16 protein-coding genes are annotated in these 19,940 nt (G+C 71.7%); 2 read left to right on the plus strand and 14 right to left on the minus strand.

Annotated features, from left to right (window positions below; genetic code table 11):
- Window positions 1-93: 93 nt before the first annotated feature.
- The 10 genes from K7C98_RS36635 to K7C98_RS36680 all read right to left on the minus strand — a co-directional run bounded on the left by K7C98_RS36635 (window position 94) and on the right by K7C98_RS36680 (window position 13,277).
- Window positions 94-936, minus strand: a complete 843-nt coding sequence (locus K7C98_RS36635) for a hypothetical protein (RefSeq protein ID WP_224196528.1) — start codon at window positions 934-936, stop codon at window positions 94-96.
- Between the two features lie 140 nt (window positions 937-1,076).
- Window positions 1,077-1,256, minus strand: a complete 180-nt coding sequence (locus K7C98_RS36640) for a hypothetical protein (RefSeq protein ID WP_224196529.1) — start codon at window positions 1,254-1,256, stop codon at window positions 1,077-1,079.
- A 352-nt stretch (window positions 1,257-1,608) separates the two neighbouring features.
- Entirely contained in the window at window positions 1,609-2,538 is a 930-nt protein-coding gene (locus K7C98_RS36645) for a hypothetical protein (protein ID WP_224196530.1), read from the minus strand.
- A gap of 812 nt (window positions 2,539-3,350) precedes the next feature.
- Window positions 3,351-5,735: a hypothetical protein gene (locus K7C98_RS36650; RefSeq protein WP_224196531.1), complete on the minus strand. Its 2,385-nt coding sequence runs from the start codon at window positions 5,733-5,735 to the stop codon at window positions 3,351-3,353.
- Between the two features lie 21 nt (window positions 5,736-5,756).
- Entirely contained in the window at window positions 5,757-6,365 is a 609-nt protein-coding gene (locus K7C98_RS36655) for an RNA polymerase sigma factor (RefSeq protein ID WP_224196532.1), read from the minus strand.
- Between the two features lie 449 nt (window positions 6,366-6,814).
- The gene (locus tag K7C98_RS36660; RefSeq protein ID WP_224196533.1) at window positions 6,815-7,612 is read right to left on the minus strand and encodes an ATP-binding protein; all 798 of its coding nucleotides are present in this window, start codon (window positions 7,610-7,612) and stop codon (window positions 6,815-6,817) included.
- Window positions 7,613-7,648: 36 nt separating this feature from the next.
- Entirely contained in the window at window positions 7,649-8,893 is a 1,245-nt protein-coding gene (locus K7C98_RS36665; protein ID WP_224196534.1) for a pyridoxal phosphate-dependent aminotransferase, read from the minus strand.
- A gap of 135 nt (window positions 8,894-9,028) precedes the next feature.
- Entirely contained in the window at window positions 9,029-9,982 is a 954-nt protein-coding gene (locus tag K7C98_RS36670; protein WP_224196535.1) for a terpene synthase family protein, read from the minus strand.
- Window positions 9,983-10,571: 589 nt separating this feature from the next.
- Window positions 10,572-11,789 carry an ATP-grasp domain-containing protein gene (locus K7C98_RS36675; protein WP_224196536.1) on the minus strand — a complete coding sequence of 406 codons (1,218 nt, stop codon included), beginning with the start codon at window positions 11,787-11,789 and terminating at the stop codon, window positions 10,572-10,574.
- A 51-nt stretch (window positions 11,790-11,840) separates the two neighbouring features.
- A complete protein-coding gene (locus K7C98_RS36680) occupies window positions 11,841-13,277 on the minus strand; it encodes a sigma-54-dependent transcriptional regulator (protein ID WP_224196537.1) in 1,437 nt (478 codons plus the stop codon).
- Window positions 13,278-13,406: 129 nt separating this feature from the next.
- Here K7C98_RS36680 and K7C98_RS36685 point away from each other — a divergent pair, with 129 nt between their 5' ends.
- Both K7C98_RS36685 and K7C98_RS36690 read left to right on the plus strand, forming a co-directional pair.
- Window positions 13,407-14,339 carry an alpha/beta fold hydrolase gene (locus K7C98_RS36685; protein WP_224196538.1) on the plus strand — a complete coding sequence of 311 codons (933 nt, stop codon included), beginning with the start codon at window positions 13,407-13,409 and terminating at the stop codon, window positions 14,337-14,339.
- 166 nt (window positions 14,340-14,505) lie between these two features.
- Window positions 14,506-15,471, plus strand: coding sequence for an aromatic ring-hydroxylating oxygenase subunit alpha (locus K7C98_RS36690; RefSeq protein WP_224196539.1), 966 nt, complete (start codon window positions 14,506-14,508; stop codon window positions 15,469-15,471).
- A 55-nt stretch (window positions 15,472-15,526) separates the two neighbouring features.
- On the opposite strand, the gene K7C98_RS36695 is transcribed toward K7C98_RS36690, so the two are convergent.
- From K7C98_RS36695 to K7C98_RS36710, 4 genes are all read right to left on the minus strand, one after another.
- Window positions 15,527-16,399: an acyl-CoA thioesterase gene (locus K7C98_RS36695; RefSeq protein WP_224196540.1), complete on the minus strand. Its 873-nt coding sequence runs from the start codon at window positions 16,397-16,399 to the stop codon at window positions 15,527-15,529.
- Window positions 16,400-16,998: 599 nt separating this feature from the next.
- Complete coding sequence (locus tag K7C98_RS36700; protein WP_224196541.1) at window positions 16,999-18,090, minus strand: phosphatase domain-containing protein; 1,092 nt, start codon at window positions 18,088-18,090, stop codon at window positions 16,999-17,001.
- Entirely contained in the window at window positions 18,087-19,154 is a 1,068-nt protein-coding gene (locus K7C98_RS36705) for a phosphate acyltransferase PlsX (protein WP_224196542.1), read from the minus strand. The genes K7C98_RS36700 and K7C98_RS36705 overlap by 4 nt, the downstream gene beginning before the upstream one ends.
- Window positions 19,155-19,218: 64 nt before the next feature.
- Window positions 19,219-19,940 (minus strand): nucleotidyltransferase domain-containing protein (locus K7C98_RS36710; protein WP_224196543.1); only part of this gene is annotated, 722 nt, incomplete at its 5' end.

A 19,940-nucleotide genomic window follows, 5' to 3' on the forward strand; every position in this document is an offset into this window, starting at 1 on the left:
ACACGATCGCGGCGCGGGGGCCGCGCGGAGCGGATGTCCGAAAGGACAGGCTCGAAGGCACGCGGACGCGCGGCGGGCGGCGCGGCGCCGATCTCAGGGCGCGCGACAGATCCCGAGATCGGTGTACTCGGGCGGCGGACCGGGGTCGTACGCCTCGCACGCGTCGAGGCCGGGCGGGCAGTTGGGCTGGCTCAAAGAACAGAGCGGGGCGCAGCAGCGCTCGCCGGCGCAGCCGCTCACGAGGTCGGCCGGATCACACACGTGGCCGGGCGCGCAGTCGGTCTCGCCCTCGCAGGGCATCCCCGCACCCGCCGGCTCGCCCGCGGGCGCGTAGCGGCAGATGAAACCGTCGACGCTGCTCGAGCGCACGCACAGGGTGGCCGGCGGCGGGCAGTCCTGCGCCAGCGGATCGCAGAGCGGATAACAGAGGTAGCTGGCCGAGGGCTGCACGTAGCAGCGCGCGCCCGGATCTTCGCAGGTGTCGTCGTCGCGGCACAGACCGAGGCAACGCCCGCGCAGGTCGGTGAGGCTCTCGAAGTACCAGCACATCAACCCCGGGCCGCAGTCGTCGAGGCCGCTGTGGCTGTGGTCTCGCGTCTCGCACGGTTCGCCGAGACCGGCCGGGTCGGTGACGAGCGGCACACAGCGCGCGCCGTTCCAGTCGTCCGCGCCCATCGACGCGAAGGGGGTGCACTTGTGATCGGCGGGGCAATCTTGCAGCCGCGGGTCGCAGTGAAAGCCCTCGCTCGGCAGCTCGGGCTCGGTGGTGCCGGTGGTGCCAGTGGTGCCGGTGGTCGGTCGTTGTTGTAGGTCGGTGGTCCAGCGCGAGTCGCCGTCGCCCGCGGAGGAGGTGACTTCGGCGGTGATGCTCGCGGGGCCGGCCGGCGCGCCGACGCAGGCACAGAGCAACGGGACGAGGGCGAGCGAGATCCGCACGCGCGCGATTGTAGCGCGGCTCGTCGCGGCAGCGCGCGGTCGCACGCCGGGCATGAGATCGACGTTCGCCAACACAGCCCGACCTGGCGCGAGGCGAAACGTGCGATTGCGAGGTCTCGCGGTCGTGGCGATGCCGAGGTTCAGCTCGGGAGCACGCACACGCCCGCGTTCTCGTACTTCGGCGGCGGGTCGGCCAGCGCCTGGACGCACTCCTGGCCGACTCCGGGGCAGGTGTTCGGCTGCGTGGTGTCGCAGAACGGCACGCAGCAGCCGTAGACGCCCGCGGCGCACTCGCTGGCGGCCACCCCCGGGGGATGCACGCGAGGCCAGGGTCGCAGACGTTGACGTACTCGCAGGGGTCGAACAGCTGGCCGTCGTCGCCGCTGAGATCCGGCGCGCACGCGAACAGGTGCTGGTGGTGGGGGACGCACACGTCGCCCTCGGGGCTGTCTCTCTCCAGTGGGTCACAGGTCGGCAGGCACAGGAGCAGGACGCTTTCGTCGCTGAGGGCGCAGAAGGCGTCGGGATCCTCGCAGGTCGGAGCGTCGAGGCTGCCGTTGCAATTCGGCACGCAGTGACCCATCAGCTGGTCGTCTGGGGCCAGCACGTGAGGTGAATGTCGCACGTGCTGGCGATACGGACATGTGTTTTCAAACATGGTCGAAAGGTCTCTCATGGAGAGCCGCACACGCCGTGATTCTCGAGGCCGGGCGGGGCCTCACCCTGGTCGAACCAGGGCAGGCAGTCGAGGTCGAGGCCGGGGCAGGGATCGGGCGCGGTGACGTCGCAGTAGGGCAGGCAGCAGTTCGCCTGCATCGGGTCGCAGGACGGGGCGAGGTTGGGGGGCACGCAGGCGAACCCGGGGTCGCAGTCGTTGACGAAGTCGCACGGGTCGAAGACGGCGCCGTCCTCGCCGCTGGCGTCGACGGTGCAGACGAAGCCGCCGTGCACGGGGACGCACACGTCGCCGGGGGCGCAGTCCGCCTGCAGGGGGTCGCAGGTCGGGTGGCACAGCGAGAGCGGGATTTCGGCGGGGACGATGCAGATGGCCGCGGGATCGGTGCAGCTCGGGTCGTCGTGGGGGCCGTTGCAGAAGCCGCTGCAGGTGCCCGCGCCGGTGTCGGGGTCGACGTTCCAGCACATCATGTGGAGGCCGCAGGTGTCGAGGCCGTCGAGGCCGGTGCCCAGGTGCTCGCACGGCTCACCCAGTCCGGCAGGGTTGGGGGCGATCGGCACGCAGATCAGGGTGTCCCAGGTGGGGCTCCCCGCGCTGGCGGCGGGCATGCACTTCTGGCCTTCGGGACAGTCCTCGTCCCACAGGCTGCAGGGCTGCCCGGTGCCGACGTCGGGCAGGCCGGGCTCCGTGGTGGTGGGGAAGGGCCCGCTCGTGGTCGGGAACGAGGGGTCGCCGGTGACGGTCGACGTCGGCACGCCGGTCGCAGTCGGCTCGGTCGTGGTGGTCGACTCGGTCGTGGTGGCGGCGGGCGGATCGCCGCTGCTGCTGCCGGGGGTCGTCGGACCGTCGGTGTCGCTGCCGGTCTCGAGCGGCCGCGTGCTGCAGGCGAGGGCGAGGGCGACGAGCACGCCGAGGGGGCGTACCATGGGACATGTTATAGAAGACATGGTGTAAAGGACCTGTATGAATGGTGATGTGTTCATCGCGCGGCCGGCGGCGACGGTGCGTCGTACGGACGGAGGGAGCAGGCGGCGAGGGCGAGCAGGAGGAGCGGGGCGCGTCGAGACATGACGGCGAGGTGGCGGGCGGCGCTGGTGAGGCGGAGCGCCCGGTGGGAGATCGGGGCTTGATGAGGGCGGGGGCGGCTGCCGACTCGGACGCAGGTCGTTCGGGCGCGATGGATCGGCTCAGACGGGGCGAGGGGAGCGGTCGCTGCTTGGAAACAACATGTCGTTTAGAACATGTTGTGAAGGACCTGTCCCGACGGCGCGCGGGGGCTGGCAGGCGCGCGCCGAAATCATGACATGTGTCGAAGGACATGTTTGAATGGACACGTCCTTAAAGACGAGGCCCGAGGGGCGGCGCGCCGGGCGGGCTCGCCCAAACCCGCGGACGCCGGGGCGCGCGCGGACCGGGACGTCCGTCGCGGGCTCGGGGCCGGAGTTCGGCTGGTGCGTCGCGGCGACGTCCGAGAGCGGTTCGTCGTCGGCGCGGGTGGGGGCCGCCGTCGCGTCGCTGCGTCCGGACGGTGGCGAGTCCGGGGCGCAGGACACGGCGGCGAGCAGCAGGGAGGACCAGATCAGGGTCCGCGCGATCGTCGCGGTGCGCGTGCGGCGAGAAACTGACATCTCACCGATATCTTGCCCCGATTTCCCGATGAAAGAAACAAAGCGAAGGTTAGTTTTGAGGGAAAACGGGGCGACGTCCGAGCGCGGTCCGGGGTCGCGAGTCGGACAGGTCAGGGGAGGTACGACTGCAAGAAGGCGAGGCGCTCGGTCCAGAGGGTGGCGTCGAGGCGCAGGCCGCTGTCGGCGTCGGGGTCGTCCTGAAGCTCGGCGAGGACCCGCGCGGCGGCGTCGTAGTTGCGCGCGCGGGCCTGGGCCTCGAGCAGCATGAGGCGGGCGCCACGGCGCAGCTCGGCGGTGGAGAGCGCGTGGTCGTCATCCTCCGGGTGGAGCGCGCGCTGCAGCGGCTCGATGGCGGCGGCGCCCTGCTGGACGTTGAGGAGCTGGCGGGCGACGAGGTAACCGCCGAGCGGGGCGTAGCCCGGGAGGGCGGCGATCTGCTCGGCGGCGTAGAGGCGCAGCACGGCCTCGCTCGGGTGCTCGGGGTTGGGCTCGAAGGGATCGAAGTAGGCGAGCACGCGCGGGGCGAGGGCCGGATCCGCGGCGCCCATGCGCTTGATCTGGAGCTGGCGGATCTGGTTGTCGCCGAGCCCGCGGACGAGCGCGCGGTCGTAATAGGTGAGCGCGACCGGGAGGTCGAAGCGGGCCAGCGCGAGGTCGCCGAGGCGCTCGTCGACCAGCGCGGCGATCGTGTCGGTGAGGTCGGTCTGGCGCGAGAGCTCGGCGAGCGTGGCGGCCGCGAGCTCCTGCATGTTGGCCTGCGCCTCGGCCTGGGCCAGCAGGAGGCGGTGCTCGGGCTGCTCGGGCTCGATGGTGCAGAGCTCGCGCAGGGCGTCGATGCGCTCGACCTCGAGGCCGCGGTGGTGGGCGAGGTTGGCCTCGACGATCAAATCGGCGGCCCGGTGGGCGCACGGGCGCTGGAAGATCGGCCGCTGCTTGAAGCGCTGGCGCAGGGCCTCGATGTCGCGCGGGCGCAGCGGGCGGGACCGCAGGAAGGCCAGCCACTCGACCTCGAGGGCCTCGAGGGATGTCCCATAGGCCAGCTCGAAGTCGCCGGCGGTGCCGTAGAGGGCGAGGAAGGGCTCGACGCCGCGGGTGTCGATGAGCCAGCGGCAGAACGAGCCGGCCGCGGTGTAGGCCCGGCGCGACGACTTGCCCCAGAAGCCGAGGCCCATGATGTCCCCGAGGACAGGTCGCAGCTCGAGGCGATCGAGGATGGCGGCCTGGTCGTGGAGGTCGAGGCCGGACTCGCTGCGCGGGGCGAAGGCGGTGGCGAAGCCCTCGACCAGGGCGAGGTTGACCCGCAGGCCGCGCCACGAGACGGCGGAGGAGGTGCCGAACAGCGGCTCGCCGACGGTGTAGGAGAAGACGTGGGCGAGCTCGTGGTGGAGGACGCGGTGCGGGAACTGCTGCTCGTTGAGGTAGATGTGGCCGCGCCACGGCGGCGCGACCTCGGTGTGGCCGGCGCCGATCCAGGCCCGCTTGAGCTCGGGGGTGGGGAACACGAAGCTGTGCACGGGGACCCGCGGCTCGCGCCCGATCTGCGCGGCGAGCCGCTGCCAGGCGAACTCGTGCTCGGCGGCGAGGAGGTCGATGTCGCGCGCGGCGGCCGAGTTGGCGGCGTAGTGGATGACGAAGTGCTCGGTGACGCGGGTGCGCGGGAGGGCGCCCGAGAGGCTGACCTCGGTGGCGTGGAAGCCGTTCTCGGCGGCGAACACCCCGAGCACGACGCCGGGCATGAGGCAGGCGACGAGGGCGGCGACGGTGAACGGCGAGCGGCGCAGGCTGTCGGCCCGCAGCTGTACCTTGAGACCTGGCCCCAAGGTCAGGCTGAGCAGCGCCACGGCGGCGCCGGCGATCAGGAAGTTGTAGGCGCGGAACCACCACAGCCGCGCGGTGATCGGGATCGCCTCGTCGTAGAGCGGGCCGGCGAAGTAGCCGAAGAAGGGATCGATGGCGTAGACGACGGGGTCGACGTAGATCCGCCACAGGCCGAGGACGAGCGAGTACAGCAGCGGGACGGCGGCGAGGAGCAGCTGGCTGGCGCGCGTCGTGCCGAGGACGCCGCCCCACAGGCCGGCGACGAGGCCGAGCAAGCCCGAGGCGGTGGGCAGGACGAGGAACCACAGCAGACCCCTCGGGAGATCGCAGTTGACCTGCCAGAAGTTGGCGAGGATGAAGGCGCCGAGCGCGAGGGTGAGGAGGCTGCAGAGGTCGCCGAGGCCGCGCAGCGCCAGCAACCTCAGCCGCTCGCCGGAGCTCTGGATCGACATGGCGACGGGATCGGAGGCGTGCGCCAGCCGGGTGTCGCGCACGGCGTCGACGCCGACGGCGAGCGCGAGGACGCTGAGCAGCGGGGTGAGGACCAGCGCTCCCTCGTAGCCGAGCGCGCCGAACAGCGGCTGGGTGGTGAGGCCGAGCGTGAAGAGGAGGACGAACCACCGCCTCCGCAGGGCCGGAGTGGTGAAGTGGCGACGTACTGCGGCGAGGAACGACATCGATACGCGCTCGAGTTGTTCTTAGCCGATCTGGCCGCGGACGGCCGCAGCCCAGGCATCGAGGTCGCCGAGGCTGTCGCGCAGCTCGGCGGCGCCGTCCTCCAGCGCGGTCATCGCCGCCTCGAGCAGCTGTTTGGCCCGCCGCAGCCGGGTGCGGATGGTGCCCTCGGGAACCCCCAGGATGTCGGCGATCTCGCGCGCGCCGAGCTTCTCCCAGAAGTACAGCTCGAGCAAAACCTGGTGATCGAGCGGGATCCGCCGCAGCCCCAGCAGCAGCAGCCGCTCCTCCCGCCGGCGCGCCAGCAAGGTGGCCGGGGTGGGCCGCAAGTCATGCACGCTGGTCAGCCCGAAGTCGAGCCGCGCCCCCTCGCGCACCTTGCCCCGCAGGTGCTTGTAGAGGACGTTGTGCGCCACGGCGAAGAGGAAGGTGCGGAAGCTCGAGTCGCCGCGGATCCGCTCCTTGCTCTCGAGACAGGCGAGGAAGGTCTTCTGCACGAGGTCGCCGGCGTCGTCGTCGACCTTGTTGCGGAAGAAGCGGGCGATCGCCGGGTAGTGCCGCTCGAAGAGCTGGACGCCGGCCTTGCTGTCGCCGCCCCGCCAGGCGGCGTAGAGGGCTTCGTCGGGCTGCATGCGAACGGGCAGTGTAGCGCACGCTGCGGCGCCGTCGGGGGCGCGAGGCTCGCGCGAGCGCGTGGACGGGCGTCCCGGCCTCACTTCGGCGCGGCGCGGCGGAGGTTCGGAAATTGCCGGGGAGGTGGAAGCAGGCCGAGTTGCCGGCGAGAACCGGGCCGACTCGCGTCGGCCCGGATCCGTCGCGCGAACGGCCGAGGCGGCTCGAGAGGTTGCCGACAGGCAGTGCAGACGGGGGCGGGCGGCGAGGCGGACGGGGTTCTCCCGCCGAGGTGCCGGTCCAGCGCGGTCCGAGCTCGCGGCGCGGGCGGTGCGGAGGGAGCGGGCCGATAGCGAGGCGGGCATGAACGAAGGGACATGTTCTTCGAGGCATGCTGCGAAGCCGTGTCGCGGACATGTGCGATACGACATGTCTGCGGGAGCATGCTCCGCGGGACATGTCGCAGCGCTCAGTTGCCGGAGACGTTGCCCATCGAGGCGTTGATGTACGACGGGAGGACCACGCGGACTTCGGTCTGCGAGGTGTGGAACTGGACCGGGAGGGCGGTGGCGCCGGCGATGCTGCGGCGGATGGCCGGGATCCCGCGGCCGATCTGCTCGAGCAGGCCGAGGTGGCGCGCGGTGGCGGCGAGCAGGGGGTTGCGTGGGAACGAGGCGCCGCCGTGCTGGGCGAGCTCGTCGAGCGAGATCGGGAGCGCGAGGCCGCCGGGGCTCCAGATCTCGAGGCGGTCGTTGAAGATCCGCAGGGAGACGCGGCCGCTCAGGCGGTAGTCGCGGTGGACGAGGGCGTTGACCAGCGCCTCGCGCACGGCCTCCTCGGGGTACTCGGGGGCGAGGTCGGCCGGGACGAGGAGGTTGGGCGCGGCGCGGGTGTTGCCGCGCACGAACTCGAGGCCGAGGCGGACGAGGTCGGCGAGGTTGCCCTCGGCGTCGAGCCGCGCGGCCACGGGATCGGCCAGCGCAGCGCCGCGGACCCGCACGATCGAGACACCCCACTCGGGCCGGGCGAGCTGCGGAGCTGTCCCAAAGGCCATGAGGCCGACGACGGTGGGGGTGGGCTGGCCGCCGGTGGTGCCGATCAGACCGAGGCGCGCGGCGGCGCGCTCGTAGACCCCGGGCTCGGGGCCGAGGCCGGGGACGCGGCGGCGGACGTAGGCTTCGAGCGCGGCGAGGTCGAGGTCGTCGACGCTGGCGCCGGCGACAGGGCTGCGCTCGAAGCCGAGCGGCGTGGGGGCCACGAGGCTCATGCCGGGAGTGTAACCGGCCTCGCGCCCGACCGGGGCTCAGCGCGCGGCGCGGTTGTAGGCGGCGAGGCCGGCGCGCAGGATCTCGAGGCAACGCGCGAGCTTGTCGCGGCCGAGGACGTAGGCGATCCGCACCTGGTTCTTGCCGAGCCCGGGGGTGGCGTAGAAGCCCTCGGCGGGGGCCATCATGACGGTCTCACCGCCGAGGTCGAAGTCGCGGAGCATGAAGATGCAAAAGTCCTCGGCGTCGGCGACGGGCAGATCGGTGATGAGGTAGAACGCGCCGGTCGGCGTGGGGCAAGAGACGCCCGGGATCGCGTTGAGGCCGGCGACGATGAGGTCGCGGCGCGCGCGGTACTCGTCGACCATGGCCCGCATCTCGTCCTGCGGGGTGTTCAGGGCGGCCAGCGCGGCGTACTGATCGACCGTCGGCGGAGACAGCCGCGCCTGGGCGAACCGCAGGCAGGCGGAGTAGAGGGCGGCGTTGCGCGTGACGAGGCAGCCGACCCGCGCGCCGCAGGCGGAGTAGCGCTTCGAGACGGAGTCGATCATGACGGCGTGATCGGCGAGGCCGGGCACGGCGAGCACCGACGGGGCGCGCGGCAGCGGAGCGCCGGGGGCGACCGGTTCGTCGGGGTAGACGAACTCGCGGTAGACCTCGTCGACGACGAAGAAGATGCCGGCGGCGACGCAGACCTCGCCGAGCGCGGCGAGGTCGGCGGCGCTGAGCACCATGCCGGTCGGGTTGCCGGGCGAGGGGATGATGAAGGCGCGCGTCTTCGGGGTGATGGCCGCTCGCACGCGCTCGGCCGGGACGGCGAAGCTGTCGCGCGCGTGGGTCGAGACGGGGACGACCTCGACGCCGAGGATGTGCGAGAAGCCGCGGTAGTTGGTGTAGTAGGGCTCGGCGACGAGGATCTGATCGCCGGCGTCGCACACGGCGGCGATGGCGAACAGCAGGGCCTCGCTGCCGCCGACGGTCACGAGGATCTGCGACGGGGTGATCGGGCCGCCGCCGCGCGCGGCGTCGAGGCCGTTGTAGTGCTCGGCCAGAGCTGTCCGATAGGCCAGGTAGCCCTCGGACGGGCTGTAGGCCACGACGCGCTCGTCGTAGGCGTGGTAGGCGGCGCGCATCGGCTGCACGGTGGCGAGGTCGGGCTGACCGATGTTGAGGTGGTGCACGGTCACCCCGCGCGCCCGCGCCTGATCGGCGTACGGCGTGAGGCGGCGGATCGGGGACGCGGGGGCGTCGAGCCCGCGGCGGGACAGGCTGGGTGCGGTCATGGGCCCGCGCAGTGTGGGACGGTTTGCCCCGCTTGAGAAGGCCGCTGCGACCGGCGCCGGGATTGCGCCGCAAGGACGGCGCAGCCGCGGCCGGGGCGGGCGCGGCTCACGACGCCGGGCGGGGCCGTGAACGCGTCAACGCACGGCGCTGCCGTCACCCGGACGGGGGTTGTAACGGCCGGTGGTGCGCGCCCAGTCGTCGTGGCCGGAGATGAAGGCGATCAGGACCTCGACGTAGCGGCGGAGCTGGTGGTCGGTGTCCTCGTCGAAGCTCGGCAGGTCGGTGACGAGGCGCGAGAACTCGCGCATCTCGATGTTGTGCAGCTGGACGGTGCGATCGAGGGCGTCGGCGAAGCTGAGGCCGTCCTCGTGCATGAGCACCAGCACGGTGTTGTTGACCTCGCCCTTCGCCATCTCCTTCTCGACGGTGTAGATGTCGTTGGCGAGGCCGACGATGGTGCTGGCGCTGCGCTCGAGCGCCCGTACGGACTCGTGCTCGAGCACGTCGGGTGGGAGGAAGATGTGCTCGGTGAGCTCGCTGAGGAGGAAGCCGGTGTGCAGACCGACGGTGATCTGGCGGATCTTGCTGTGGCTGGCGAACGCGGGCACGACCCCGGCGGCGCGGTACCTGGCCTCGTCGACGAAGGCGTCGAACAGGCGCTCGACGCAGGCGGAGAAACGCGGGATCCAGTTGGGCACCCGCAGATCGAGCATGCGCTCGCGCAGGTCGCTGAACCCCTGCGAGAACGGGTCGATGAGCTGCGGGTGCGCGCCGTCGCGGAACACGCCGAGCAGGCTGCGGAGGTAGGCGGCGACGAGCGCGGCGCCGTGGATCTGCTCGAGGCGGTCGTCGAGGCAGCAGAACAGGGTGGTCCAGTCGACCGCGACCTGCAGGGCGATCATGTCGGCGGTGGCCGGGAAGATGCGCGCGAGCAGGTGACCGACCTGGCTGTCGCGCAGCGCCTCGATGTGCGCCGGGTTGCGGGCGAGGCCCATCGCCTGCGCCCACTTGACTGTCATCTCGTGAATCTCGTCGGCCGCGGGGTGGACCGACGGGAGATACGGGCACTCGAGTGTGGGGAGCTGCATGGGGCGCCGCCGCGGTTCCGACGATGACGCGAGAGGGTCGGCATCGACAGCGGGCGCCTCCGCCGCCGGGTCGTCCTGCTGGCTGGGGACAGCCACCAAGGCGGGCCCCCGCGGCTCCGTGCGGTTCGTCGCCGACGTCGTCGCGACCGTGAGACGGGCGCTGACCGGGCTATTTCCGAACCGTTTGGTCATGGGGCTCTTGCGGTCAGCGTCTGCCATGCGGCGTCGGATCACTCGCCTCCGTAAAGTGGCGCACCCTTGCGCCTGCCGCCGCGGCTTGGTTGGCAACCCGACTGACCTCAACATCTCAAGTTATAGCGGACCAACGTCCAGGCCGCACTTTGGTGGCAAATCGGGTGGTGAAGTGTGGCATCGGCCGAGGCGCTGTGACGGCGAGCATGCGTGGCCGCCTCTCCAGGCATATGCGGAGCGCGGACCACGGGGGCAATGCAGGCGGCGCTGCGACAGCAAATCGCATTCCTGCGGCGATCGGCCGCGATTCTCGGCGATTCGCGCAGAGGGCGCAGCGGGGGCTCCGTGGACCCTCTGCGCCCGCAGCTGTCCTCAGGGCCAGCTCGTGTGACGCCGATCAGCCGGCGAACATCTGCAGGTTTTCACCGATGTCGTCGCTGATGTCCACGAGCGTGCGCAGCTCGGGGTGGCGCAACATCAGGAAGCCGTCGCTCACGAGGGTGTTGCGCCAGTTCCTCCGCGAGGCGCCGATCGGGAGCAGGTTGTCCCAGACGATGTGCTCGCCGTGGAGGCGGCGGATCCGGTCGAGGCCGACGATGCGCTGGATCTGGCCCTGGCCGTGGGCGCGCTTGTAGATCGTACTGACGTTGTATTTGCGCTGGATGTCGACGTCGAAGCGCCCCCAGGCGACGGCCCGACCCCATTCGCGGAACACGTCGAAGTCGCAGGCGTAGTTCATCTGATCGACCTGGTGGGCGCCTGGCGGGCGCGCGCCGATCTCTCCGAACACCACCTCGCCGTCGGCCTTGAGGTACCACTCCATGTGGGTGAAGCCGGAACGGAAGCCGAGCGCGCGGATGACGTCGTGGCCGAGCTTGACCCCGCCCGCGAGCGCGGGCTGGTCGACGTGACGCAGGGCGATCACCTGTGGGCTGACCCACTCGTTGCTGCGCGCGACGAGCGGACGCGGGCGGTACCAGGCGACGTTGAAGTAGGCGACCTCGCCCTCGACGCACACGGTGTCGAAGGTGAACTCGGAGCCGTCGACGAACTCCTCGACGCTGACCTCGGGGACATGTCCGAGGCGCGGCAGCACGGCCCGCAGCTCGTCCTCCGACTCGACGCGGTAGGTGTCGGCCGAGCCGGCGCCGGCGATCGGCTTGATGATGATCGGGAAGCCGATCTGCTCGGCGGCGTCCCAGCACTGGGCGCTGGTGGTGCAGCGGACGTGCTTCGGGGTGCGCAGGCCGGCGGCGTCGAGGACCTGCTTCATGCGCTCCTTGTCGCGGAAGGGCAGGGTCTGGGCGACGCCGAGGCCGTCGACGCCGAGGCCCTCGCGCAGGCGCGCGGCCAGGAGCATGCCGGGCTCCCACAGGCACTCGACCTTGTCGATCCGGCGCGCCTCGGGCCACTGGCGCACGGCCTCGACGACCGCGGCCTCGTCCCACAGCGAGCGGACCTGCAAGTAGCCGGCGAGGCGCTGGCGCACCGCGGCCGGCAAGGCGCCGGGGTGCTGATCGCCGACGCCGAAGACGTGAGCGCCCACGTCGGCGAGGCCGCGCGTGAAGCTGGGCATCTCGCCGGGATAGCCGGGGGACAGGAGCAGGATGTTCATGCGGAGTTCCCGCCAGCGGTGGTATCAGGGCGCCCGGATCGGCGCAATGATTCAGCTCTGCTTGAGCTGGCGCTCGAGGCTGATGCCCAGCCGGTCCATGCGCCGGTAGAGGGCCTGCCGCGACAGCCCCAGCTCGGCGGCGGCGCGGGCGATGACGCCGCCGTGGGTCTCGATGGCGGCGATGATCGAGCGCCGCTCGGCCTCGATCTCTTCGTTGTTGCCGACCGCCGCCGGCTTGGTCTCGGAGGTGGGATGGTTGCGGGGGGTGACGGTGCCGTCGCCGGCGGGCGCCTTGTCGTCGAGGCCGAGGTCGGCGGGGGTGACCTCGCCGCTCTGACACAACAAGGTCGCGCGCTGGATCCGGTTCTGCAGCTCGCGGACGTTGCCGGGCCAGTCGTGGCCGAGGAGGGCGCGCATGGCCTCGTCGCCGAGCCGCAGCGGCTCGCGCCCGGGGGCGACCTGGCCCTGCAGGAAGGTCTCGGCGAGCGGCAGGACGTCCTCGCTGCGCTCGCGCAGCGGCGGGATCCGGATCTCGATGACGTTGAGGCGGAACAGCAGGTCCTCGCGGAAGATGCCCTGGGCGATCATCTGCCGCAGGTTGGCGTTGGTGGCCGAGACGATGCGGACGTCGACCTTCTTGGTGCTGGTGCTGCCGAGGCGCTCGAACTCGCCGGTCTGCAGCACGCGCAGCAGCTTCATCTGGCCCTTCTGCGACAGGTTGCCGATCTCGTCGAGGAACAGGGTGCCGCCGTCGGCGGCCTCGAAGCGGCCGATCCGGCGCTTGGTCGCGCCGGTGAAGGCGCCGATCTCGGCGCCGAACAGCTCGGCCTCGAGCAGCTCGTCGGGCAGGCCGCCGGCGTTGACCTTGACGAACGGCTGCTGCTTGCGCGGGCTGTTGGCGTGGACGATCTCGGCCAGCTTCTCCTTGCCCGAGCCGTTCGGGCCGGTGATGAGCACCGGGGCGTCGGCGCGGGCCACCGAGGTGGCGAGCGAGACGACGCGGTGCATCGCCTCGCTGGCGTAGACCAGGCCGCACAGGTCGTAGTGGCGCTGCAGCTCGTTGCGCGCGCGCGCCGACTGGGCGCGCAGGCGATGGTTCTCGAGCCCGAGCTCGCGCATGCGCAGCATGTTCTTGACGGTGGTGACGACCTTGGCGTCGTCCCACGGCTTGCCGAGGTAGTCGGCGGCGCCCTCCTTGACCAGCTGCACCGCGGTCTCGAGCGAGGTCCACGCGGTCATGAGGAGCACCGGGAGGTCGGCGTCGAGCCGCTTGATCTCGCGGAACAGCGCGGCCCCCTCCTGGCCCGAGGTCGAGTCTGTCTGAAAATTCATGTCCTGAACGACAGCCCCGACGTCGCCGCGGGCGATGATCTCGAGCGCGGCCTGCGGGGTGTGGGCGACCTGAGTGCTCATCCCGTGGACGTCGAACAGGATCTCGAGGGCTGTGCAGACCGAGGGGTTGTCGTCGACGATGAGCACCTGCTGCATGGCTAGGGTTTTACCCTTCCTGGGGGCGACTGCGGACAAATCGGCACGAGCGCGCGCCACGGACGGTTTCGGGCGGGTCCGCGCGGCGGCCCTCGCGCCTCGGCGGTTGCGTGGTACCTCTTGGGCGGCATGGAGGCGAGCTTCCCGACGACCACTTTGTCCGTGGGTGGACTACAGTTCACCGCGCTGGAGGGATCCCGCTCGTCGGCGCGGGACCGCCGGCGACCGCTGGTGCTGTGCCTGCACGGCTTCCCCGACCACCACCGGACCTGGCGGCTGCAGATCCCGGCGCTCGAGGAGGCGGGGTTCCGCGTCGTGGCGCCGCTGCTCCGCGGCTACGAGCCGTCGTCGCAGCCGATCGACGACGACTACCACACGATCCGGATGGTCGAGGACGTGCTCGGCTTCATCGAATACCTCGGCTGCCTGCGCGTGCACCTGGTCGGGCACGACTGGGGGGCGGTGATCGGCTACCAGGTCGCGGCGCGGGCGCCGGAGCGGCTGTCGTCGCTGACGGCGATGGCGGTGCCGCACCCGCGGCGGCTGGCGTCGTTGGGGGCGCTGCGGCTGCTCCCGCGGCAGCTCCGCAACTCGTGGTACATGCTGTTCTTCCAGCTGCGGCTGGTGTCCGACGTGGCGCTGCGCCGCCACGACTTCGCGCTCATCGACAAGTTGTGGCGCGACTGGTCGCCCGGGTTCACGCCGCCGGCCGAGGAGATGCGGCTGTTGAAGCGGACGTTCCGCCAGCCCGGGGTGGCCGCGGCGGCGCTCGGGTACTACCGCGACATGTTCGACCCGCTGAGCCGCGCGGCCGCGGCCTCGCGGGCGCTGATGCGGGCGCCGATCTCGGTGCCGACGCTGGCGCTGACGGGGGAGCGCGACGGCTGCCTCGACACGCGGCTGTTCGATCTGATGCGCGCCGAGGACTTCGCCCACGGCCTGTCGGTCCAGCGGATCGCCGAGGCGGGGCACTTCCTCCACCAGGAGCAGCCCGACGAGGTGAACCGGCGCCTGATCGAATTCCTGCGCCGCCACGAGCCGGGCGACATCGGCTGCGAGTGAGTCGCGGCGTGCGCATCGCCGGCCGCGGATCCGCGGGCCGGATCGCGGGTCGCTGACGAACGGCGTTCGTGCGCGACGTGGGCGCGGGCACGCGGCCGACGCGGAGCAGGTCACAATTTCGGGGTGCGCCTGCTGCCCACGTTTGCCCCGCAAAGGGGGCCCCGAGATGAGCAGTCGCTTTCCGTTCACCGCCAACCCGATCGGTTGGTTCATGGTCGCGTACTCCGACGAATTGAAGCCGGCCGGCGTGATGCCGCTGCACTACTTCGAGCGCGAGCTGGTGCTGTTCCGCGGGCAGGACGGGGTCGCGCGCGTGCTCGATGCCCATTGCCCCCACCTCGGCGCTCACCTCGGGCACGGCGGCTGCGTCGTCGACAACAACATCACCTGCCCGTTCCACGGCTGGCGCTTCGACGGGTCGGGCTCGTGCGTCGGGATCCCGTACGCGAAGAAGATCCCGCCGGCGGCGATGCTGCGCCGCTGGCCGGTGTGCGAGCGCAACGGGATGATCTTCGTCCACCACGCGCCCGACGAGTCGTTCGCGCCGACGTGGGACGTCCCGGTGCTGGCCGAGCACGCGTCGTCGGCGTGGACCGGGACCACGCGCCGCCGCTGGCGGGTCCGCACCAACGTGCACGAGATCATCGAGAACGCGTTCGACGTGGCTCACTTCTGCTTCGTCCACGGGGCGGTGCGCCTGCCGGAGTCGCGGGTGACGATGAACGGCCCGTCGTTCCAGGTGTGCTCGCGGACGGCCTTCGAGACGCCCGCCGGGGTGATCGAGGGCGACCTCGACATCGACACGTTCGGCTTCGGCATGTTCGTCGCGCGCTACCGCGGGGTGATGGAGTCGCTCATCATCGCCACGCTGACCCCCATCGACGGCGAGTTCGTCGACCTGCGCTTCACGTTCTCGATCAAGCGCCTGCCCGACGAGGCGGCGACGGCGTTCGTCGCCCAGCAGTTCATCGAGGACGCCTGCCGCCAGGTCGAGCAGGACATCGCGGTGTGGGAGCACAAGAAGTTCCTGACCCGCCCGCTGCTGTGCGAGGGCGACGGGCCGATCGGGCTGTTCCGCAAGTGGGCGCGCCAGTTCTACCCGGTGCCGACCCTGCGGGCGCGGGCGATGTGAGGCGCAAGATGTTCCACGGGACATGTCGTGAAAGATATGTGTCCCATGGAACAGGTCACAGGACCGGCGGGAGCGGGGGGCGACGGCGCAGGAACATGCGTTGGTTGCCCCAGGCGATCAGGCGGCCCTCGTCGTCCCAGATCTCGATGTCGGCGGTGGCGTAGCCGGCGCGGGCGCGCCGGCAGTGAGCGTGCGTCAGCAGCCACGCGCGCGGGGTGTCCTCGAGCCAGTGGACGGTGAGGTCGAGGCTCGGGGCGATGGTGCCGGCGAGGCTCGGGCCGCCGATCTGGAACATCGCCGGCGGCATGGTATCGATGAGCGGCGGCAGGGCCAGCGGATCGAGCTGTCCGTCGGGCAATGTCTGCGGGGTCAGGTAGCGGTACCAGTAGGCGGCGCGATCGAGCCCGGGGGCCCAGCGATCCTCGCGCCACCACGGCTGGCCGAGCGCGCGCCGGCAGTCGTAGTTGTGGAAGAACGGCGGGGCGCTGCCGCCCTCGCTGCGCGGGTCGATCGGCGGCAGGTCCTCGGGCCGCGGGAGCGCGGGCGCGGCGACGAGGCCGAGCGCGGGGCCCGGGCGCTCACGGCCGTAGGTGGCGAGGACCTCGAGGCCGGGGAACGGACCGCCGGCGGCCGAGAGGGCGGCGCGCACCTGGGTCGCCAGCTGGCCGCGGCGCAGGACGACGACGTCGATCACCAGCGGACCCGCGGGCACGGGGGCGCAGAAGATGGTGGTGGCCGACAACGGCTTGAGCGACGGGTCGTCGAGCTCGGCCGTGATCGCGCGCAGGGCGGCGGTCATGAGCGCGCCGCCCGAGGGCATGAAGTAGTCCCAGTGCGGCGGCAGGTCGAGGACGTAGCGCGCGGCGCTCTCGGAGCTGGACGTACGCACGACGGCGGTGTCGCCGGCGAGATCGGCGGGGTGCGTCATCGCCCGCGATGATACCTGGAATGCCGGCATGAACAATGTTCAGCGGCGGATGCCGAGGTCTTCGCGGCCGCGGTGGCCCGCCGCTCCTCACGGCGCGGCGCAGGCCGGCGCGAAGGTCGAGTCGCGTACAGTGAGGGCGAATGACGAGACGCACAGCCGCGGGATCGTGGGTGAGCGCGCTGCTCCTCGGCTGCGGCGACGCGGGCGCCGGGGCGAGCACGGGCAGCGCGAGCGAGACGGGGGAGACGAGCGCGGGCGCGGTGACGACATCGACGACGCTGGCGGAGACGACGGGCACGTCGACGCCGACGTCGACCGCGAAGCCGACCGGGACGACGGGGACGGAGCCGCCGGCGACCAGTACTTCGGGACACGTGACGACCGAGGCGACGACGGAGGAGCCGCCGGGATGGCCGGGCTCGACCAATTCGTCGACGCGGCGGCGGCGGAGCTGCACCTGGCGTCGGGGTCGGCGGCCGTCGACGCGGTGCCGGCGGGGCTGGTGGCCGAGGACTTCGACGGCCAGGCCCGCCACCTGGGTCCATTGGGTCTGGTCGGAAGCATGTCCCGACGGACATGTCCGATCGCGCAGCGCGGGCTCAGTCGAGCAGGCGGATGCCGAGGAAGCGGTGCTGCTGGCGGCGGAATCGGGCCTCGTGGTAGATGCCGAGGTAGTTGATCTCGGCCTCCCAGCGCGGGCCGGGCCGGTTCAGGTTCTCGAGCGCGCCGACGGCGTCCTCGAAGGCGTGGAGGAAGCGCGGGACCGGCCGCCCCATGGTCGACTCGGCGGCCGCGAGCTCGCGCGACAGCTTCTGGATCGTGCCGAAGTGCAGCACGCCGCGGCGCATCAGGTCTTGCAGCGAGTTGGCGAGCCGCTCGGGGGTGTAGCCCTCGGACTCCATCGCCTCGGTGACGGCGATGAGGCCGCGCGGCTCGAGCGCGCCGGCCTCGAACAGCACGGCCGCGCCCTGGAAGTAGTTGTAGATGGCGACGACGCGCGCGCCGTAGCCGGCGAAGCGATCGAGCGGGGAGCGGCGCTCGAGGTGGATGAAGATCCGCCGCACCACCTCGCCCGAGCCGAACAGCTGGCGGTGGTAGGCCATGATCTCGTCGACGTCGCCGCGGTAGACCTTGCAGGTGGAAAGGATCGCGGCGAGGGCGACGGCGTCGACGCGGCCGGCGAGGATGTCGGCGTAGACGCTGTAGATGAAGGCGTCCTGCTCGGCGTCGTCGCCGAACAGGTACTCGTCGACGTGCTCGGCGGCCATGTGGCTGAGCAGCAGCGCCTTGAGCTTGTAGCCGACCTGGCCGCGGATGGCCCGGAAGCGGCCGCGCAGCAGGTTCTCGAGGTTGGGCTTGAGGATGAACATGTCGGGCTCGACGCCGTCGAGCGCGAGCTTGGCGGTGAGGACCTTGCGCATCTGCCGGGGCGAGCCGCTGATGAAGGTGACGCGCCGGTGGCTGCGCTCGCGCGGGTCGAGCAGGGCGCGCAGCAGCGCGCTGGCGCCGGCGACCGCGATCTTGTCCTCGGCCTTCTGGCGGAAGGTCTTGATCAGATCCTTGACGGTGTCGAACTCGGTGCGCAGGTAGGTCTTGTCGAGGTCCCAGCGCAGGTGCATGAACCGGCGCTGCTGCAGCGCCTGTCCTTCGGGACTGGTGGGGTCGGACGGATCCGCGGGATCGGACGTCATGTCGCCTCCGGATCGGGCGCGGGGGCCCGCGGGGGCCCGCTCAAACCGTGGAACGCGGCGACGCCCTCACTGACGGCCGCGATGACTTGCAGGCGATCGATCTTGGCGCCGAGCCGGATCGCGTTGAGGAAGGCGCGCCGGCCGGAGTCGGCCTGGGTGACGACGACGGCGCGACCGAAGCCGAGCAGGGGCGCGCCGCCGTAGTTCTCCCAGTCGGTGAACTCGCGGATCGCCGAGATGCCGTCGGACAGCATCTGCACGCCGACCCGCCACTGGAACTTCTCGGCGGCGCGGCGCAGGAGGCTCTCGCCGGTGGCCGCCACGCCCTCGAGGGTGCGCAGCAGGACGTCGCCGGAGAAGCCGTCGGTGACGATCACGTCGGCGTCGCCCGAGGTGACGCTGTCGGCGCGGATGCAGCCGACGTACTCGAAGGCCGGCTTGGCGGCGAGCAGGCGCCGGTGGGCCTCGCGCGCGCGGACCGGGGCGTTGGCGATGCCGTGGCCGTTGCAGAGGAGCGCGACGCGCGGGCGATCGATGCGCGAGATCTTGCTGGCGTAGGCGGCGCCCATCGCCGCGAAGGTGACGAGGTCGTCGCCGCTGCACTCGACGGTGGCGCCGACGTCGAGCAGCAGCGCGAACAGGTCGGAGACCGGGCCGTGCGGCCGCAAGGTCGGGTAGACGGCGGCGAGGGCGGCGTGCGGGACGCCGGGGATCCGGTTCAGGATCTGCTGGGCGCCGGCGACGATCGTGCCCGGCGCGCCGGCCGAGACGAACACGGCGGAGGGATCGCGGGCGGCGATCTCGAGGCCGACGACGATGCTGTTGCGCGGGGCCTGGCGCAGGACGTCGGCGGCGTCCTGGTCGGGCTCGCAGCGGTCGCGGGCGTGAGCGACGCGCAGACGCTCGGCGTCGTGGGCGATCTTCGCCAGAGCGTCCGTGATGGCAGACTCGTCGCCGACGACGGTGATCTGGTGGTCGAGCTGCAGGCTGGCGATCGCGGCGGCCTCGAGCGCTTCGCGCCCGCCGTCGCGGCCTGCACAGCTGTCGAGGACGATGTGAGCCACGGCGTGAGGCTGTTGTAGCAGAGTCCGAGGGGCGGGCGTGTGGCGGCGCGGCGGGGGACACGGGTCAAAGGCGTCGGCGCCGCAATTCGACCAGCCACGCCTCGCAAGCGGCCTCGTTCGGGGGATCCTCCGGCAGCGGGCTGTGCTCCAGGGCCGCCTGGAGGTCGGCCTCGAGCCTGGGCCAGGCCGCGCGGTGCAGGGCGTCGATTTCCTGGGACACGGCCCCTTTTTCGGCGCCCTCGACCTTGATCCGGATCAACGAGAGCGCGTCGTCGTAGCCGTACTGCGGGGCGAGGCGGCGCAGATCGGCCTCGAGCTCGCCGGTGCGGAGCAGGTGCACGCCGGTCAGCGCGACGCGGTAGGCGTAGAGGAGGGTCTTGGCCCGCGGCGCCGGCTGGCGCTCGTGCTCGCGGCAACACCCGCGGAAGAAGCCCTGGTAGTGGCGCACGAACCGGCGCGACACGGCCCCGCGCGCGAGCGCCTGCAGGTCCTCGATCTCCGGCGACTCGTACAGCTGGAACGGCGTGAGGAGCCGCTCGATCATGTTGCCGTTGCCGGCGAGCAGCAGCGACAGCGCGCGGCCGACCTCGTGCAGGCTGAGGTCGCACTCGAGGCCCTCGAACACGGTGAGCCGCTCGACGGCCTCGTTGGGCCGCTTGAGGCCGAGCAGCGCGCGCGTCGGCGCGACGAACAGGCCCTTGAGGTCGAGGTCGCTGTCGGGCGAGCTGAAGCCGTAGTCGTGGCTGCCGGTGACGCCGCACTGCAGCACGTCGCCAGGGACGGCGC

Source organism: Nannocystis pusilla (assembly GCF_020073745.1).
GTDB lineage: Bacteria > Myxococcota_A > Polyangia > Nannocystales > Nannocystaceae > Nannocystis > Nannocystis radixulma.

Coding starts and splice junctions, on each gene's coding strand:
- K7C98_RS36645 (WP_224196530.1), bottom strand. CDS start 2,538: ATGGTACGCCCCCTCGGCGTGCTCGTCGCCCTCGCCCTCGCCTGCAGC.
- K7C98_RS36650 (WP_224196531.1), bottom strand. CDS start 5,735: ATGTCGTTCCTCGCCGCAGTACGTCGCCACTTCACCACTCCGGCCCTG.
- K7C98_RS36655 (WP_224196532.1), bottom strand. CDS start 6,365: ATGCAGCCCGACGAAGCCCTCTACGCCGCCTGGCGGGGCGGCGACAGC.
- K7C98_RS36660 (WP_224196533.1), bottom strand. CDS start 7,612: ATGAGCCTCGTGGCCCCCACGCCGCTCGGCTTCGAGCGCAGCCCTGTC.
- K7C98_RS36665 (WP_224196534.1), bottom strand. CDS start 8,893: ATGACCGCACCCAGCCTGTCCCGCCGCGGGCTCGACGCCCCCGCGTCC.
- K7C98_RS36670 (WP_224196535.1), bottom strand. CDS start 9,982: ATGCAGCTCCCCACACTCGAGTGCCCGTATCTCCCGTCGGTCCACCCC.
- K7C98_RS36675 (WP_224196536.1), bottom strand. CDS start 11,789: ATGAACATCCTGCTCCTGTCCCCCGGCTATCCCGGCGAGATGCCCAGC.
- K7C98_RS36680 (WP_224196537.1), bottom strand. CDS start 13,277: ATGCAGCAGGTGCTCATCGTCGACGACAACCCCTCGGTCTGCACAGCC.
- K7C98_RS36685 (WP_224196538.1), top strand. CDS start 13,407: ATGGAGGCGAGCTTCCCGACGACCACTTTGTCCGTGGGTGGACTACAG.
- K7C98_RS36690 (WP_224196539.1), top strand. CDS start 14,506: ATGAGCAGTCGCTTTCCGTTCACCGCCAACCCGATCGGTTGGTTCATG.
- K7C98_RS36695 (WP_224196540.1), bottom strand. CDS start 16,399: ATGACGCACCCCGCCGATCTCGCCGGCGACACCGCCGTCGTGCGTACG.
- K7C98_RS36700 (WP_224196541.1), bottom strand. CDS start 18,090: ATGACGTCCGATCCCGCGGATCCGTCCGACCCCACCAGTCCCGAAGGA.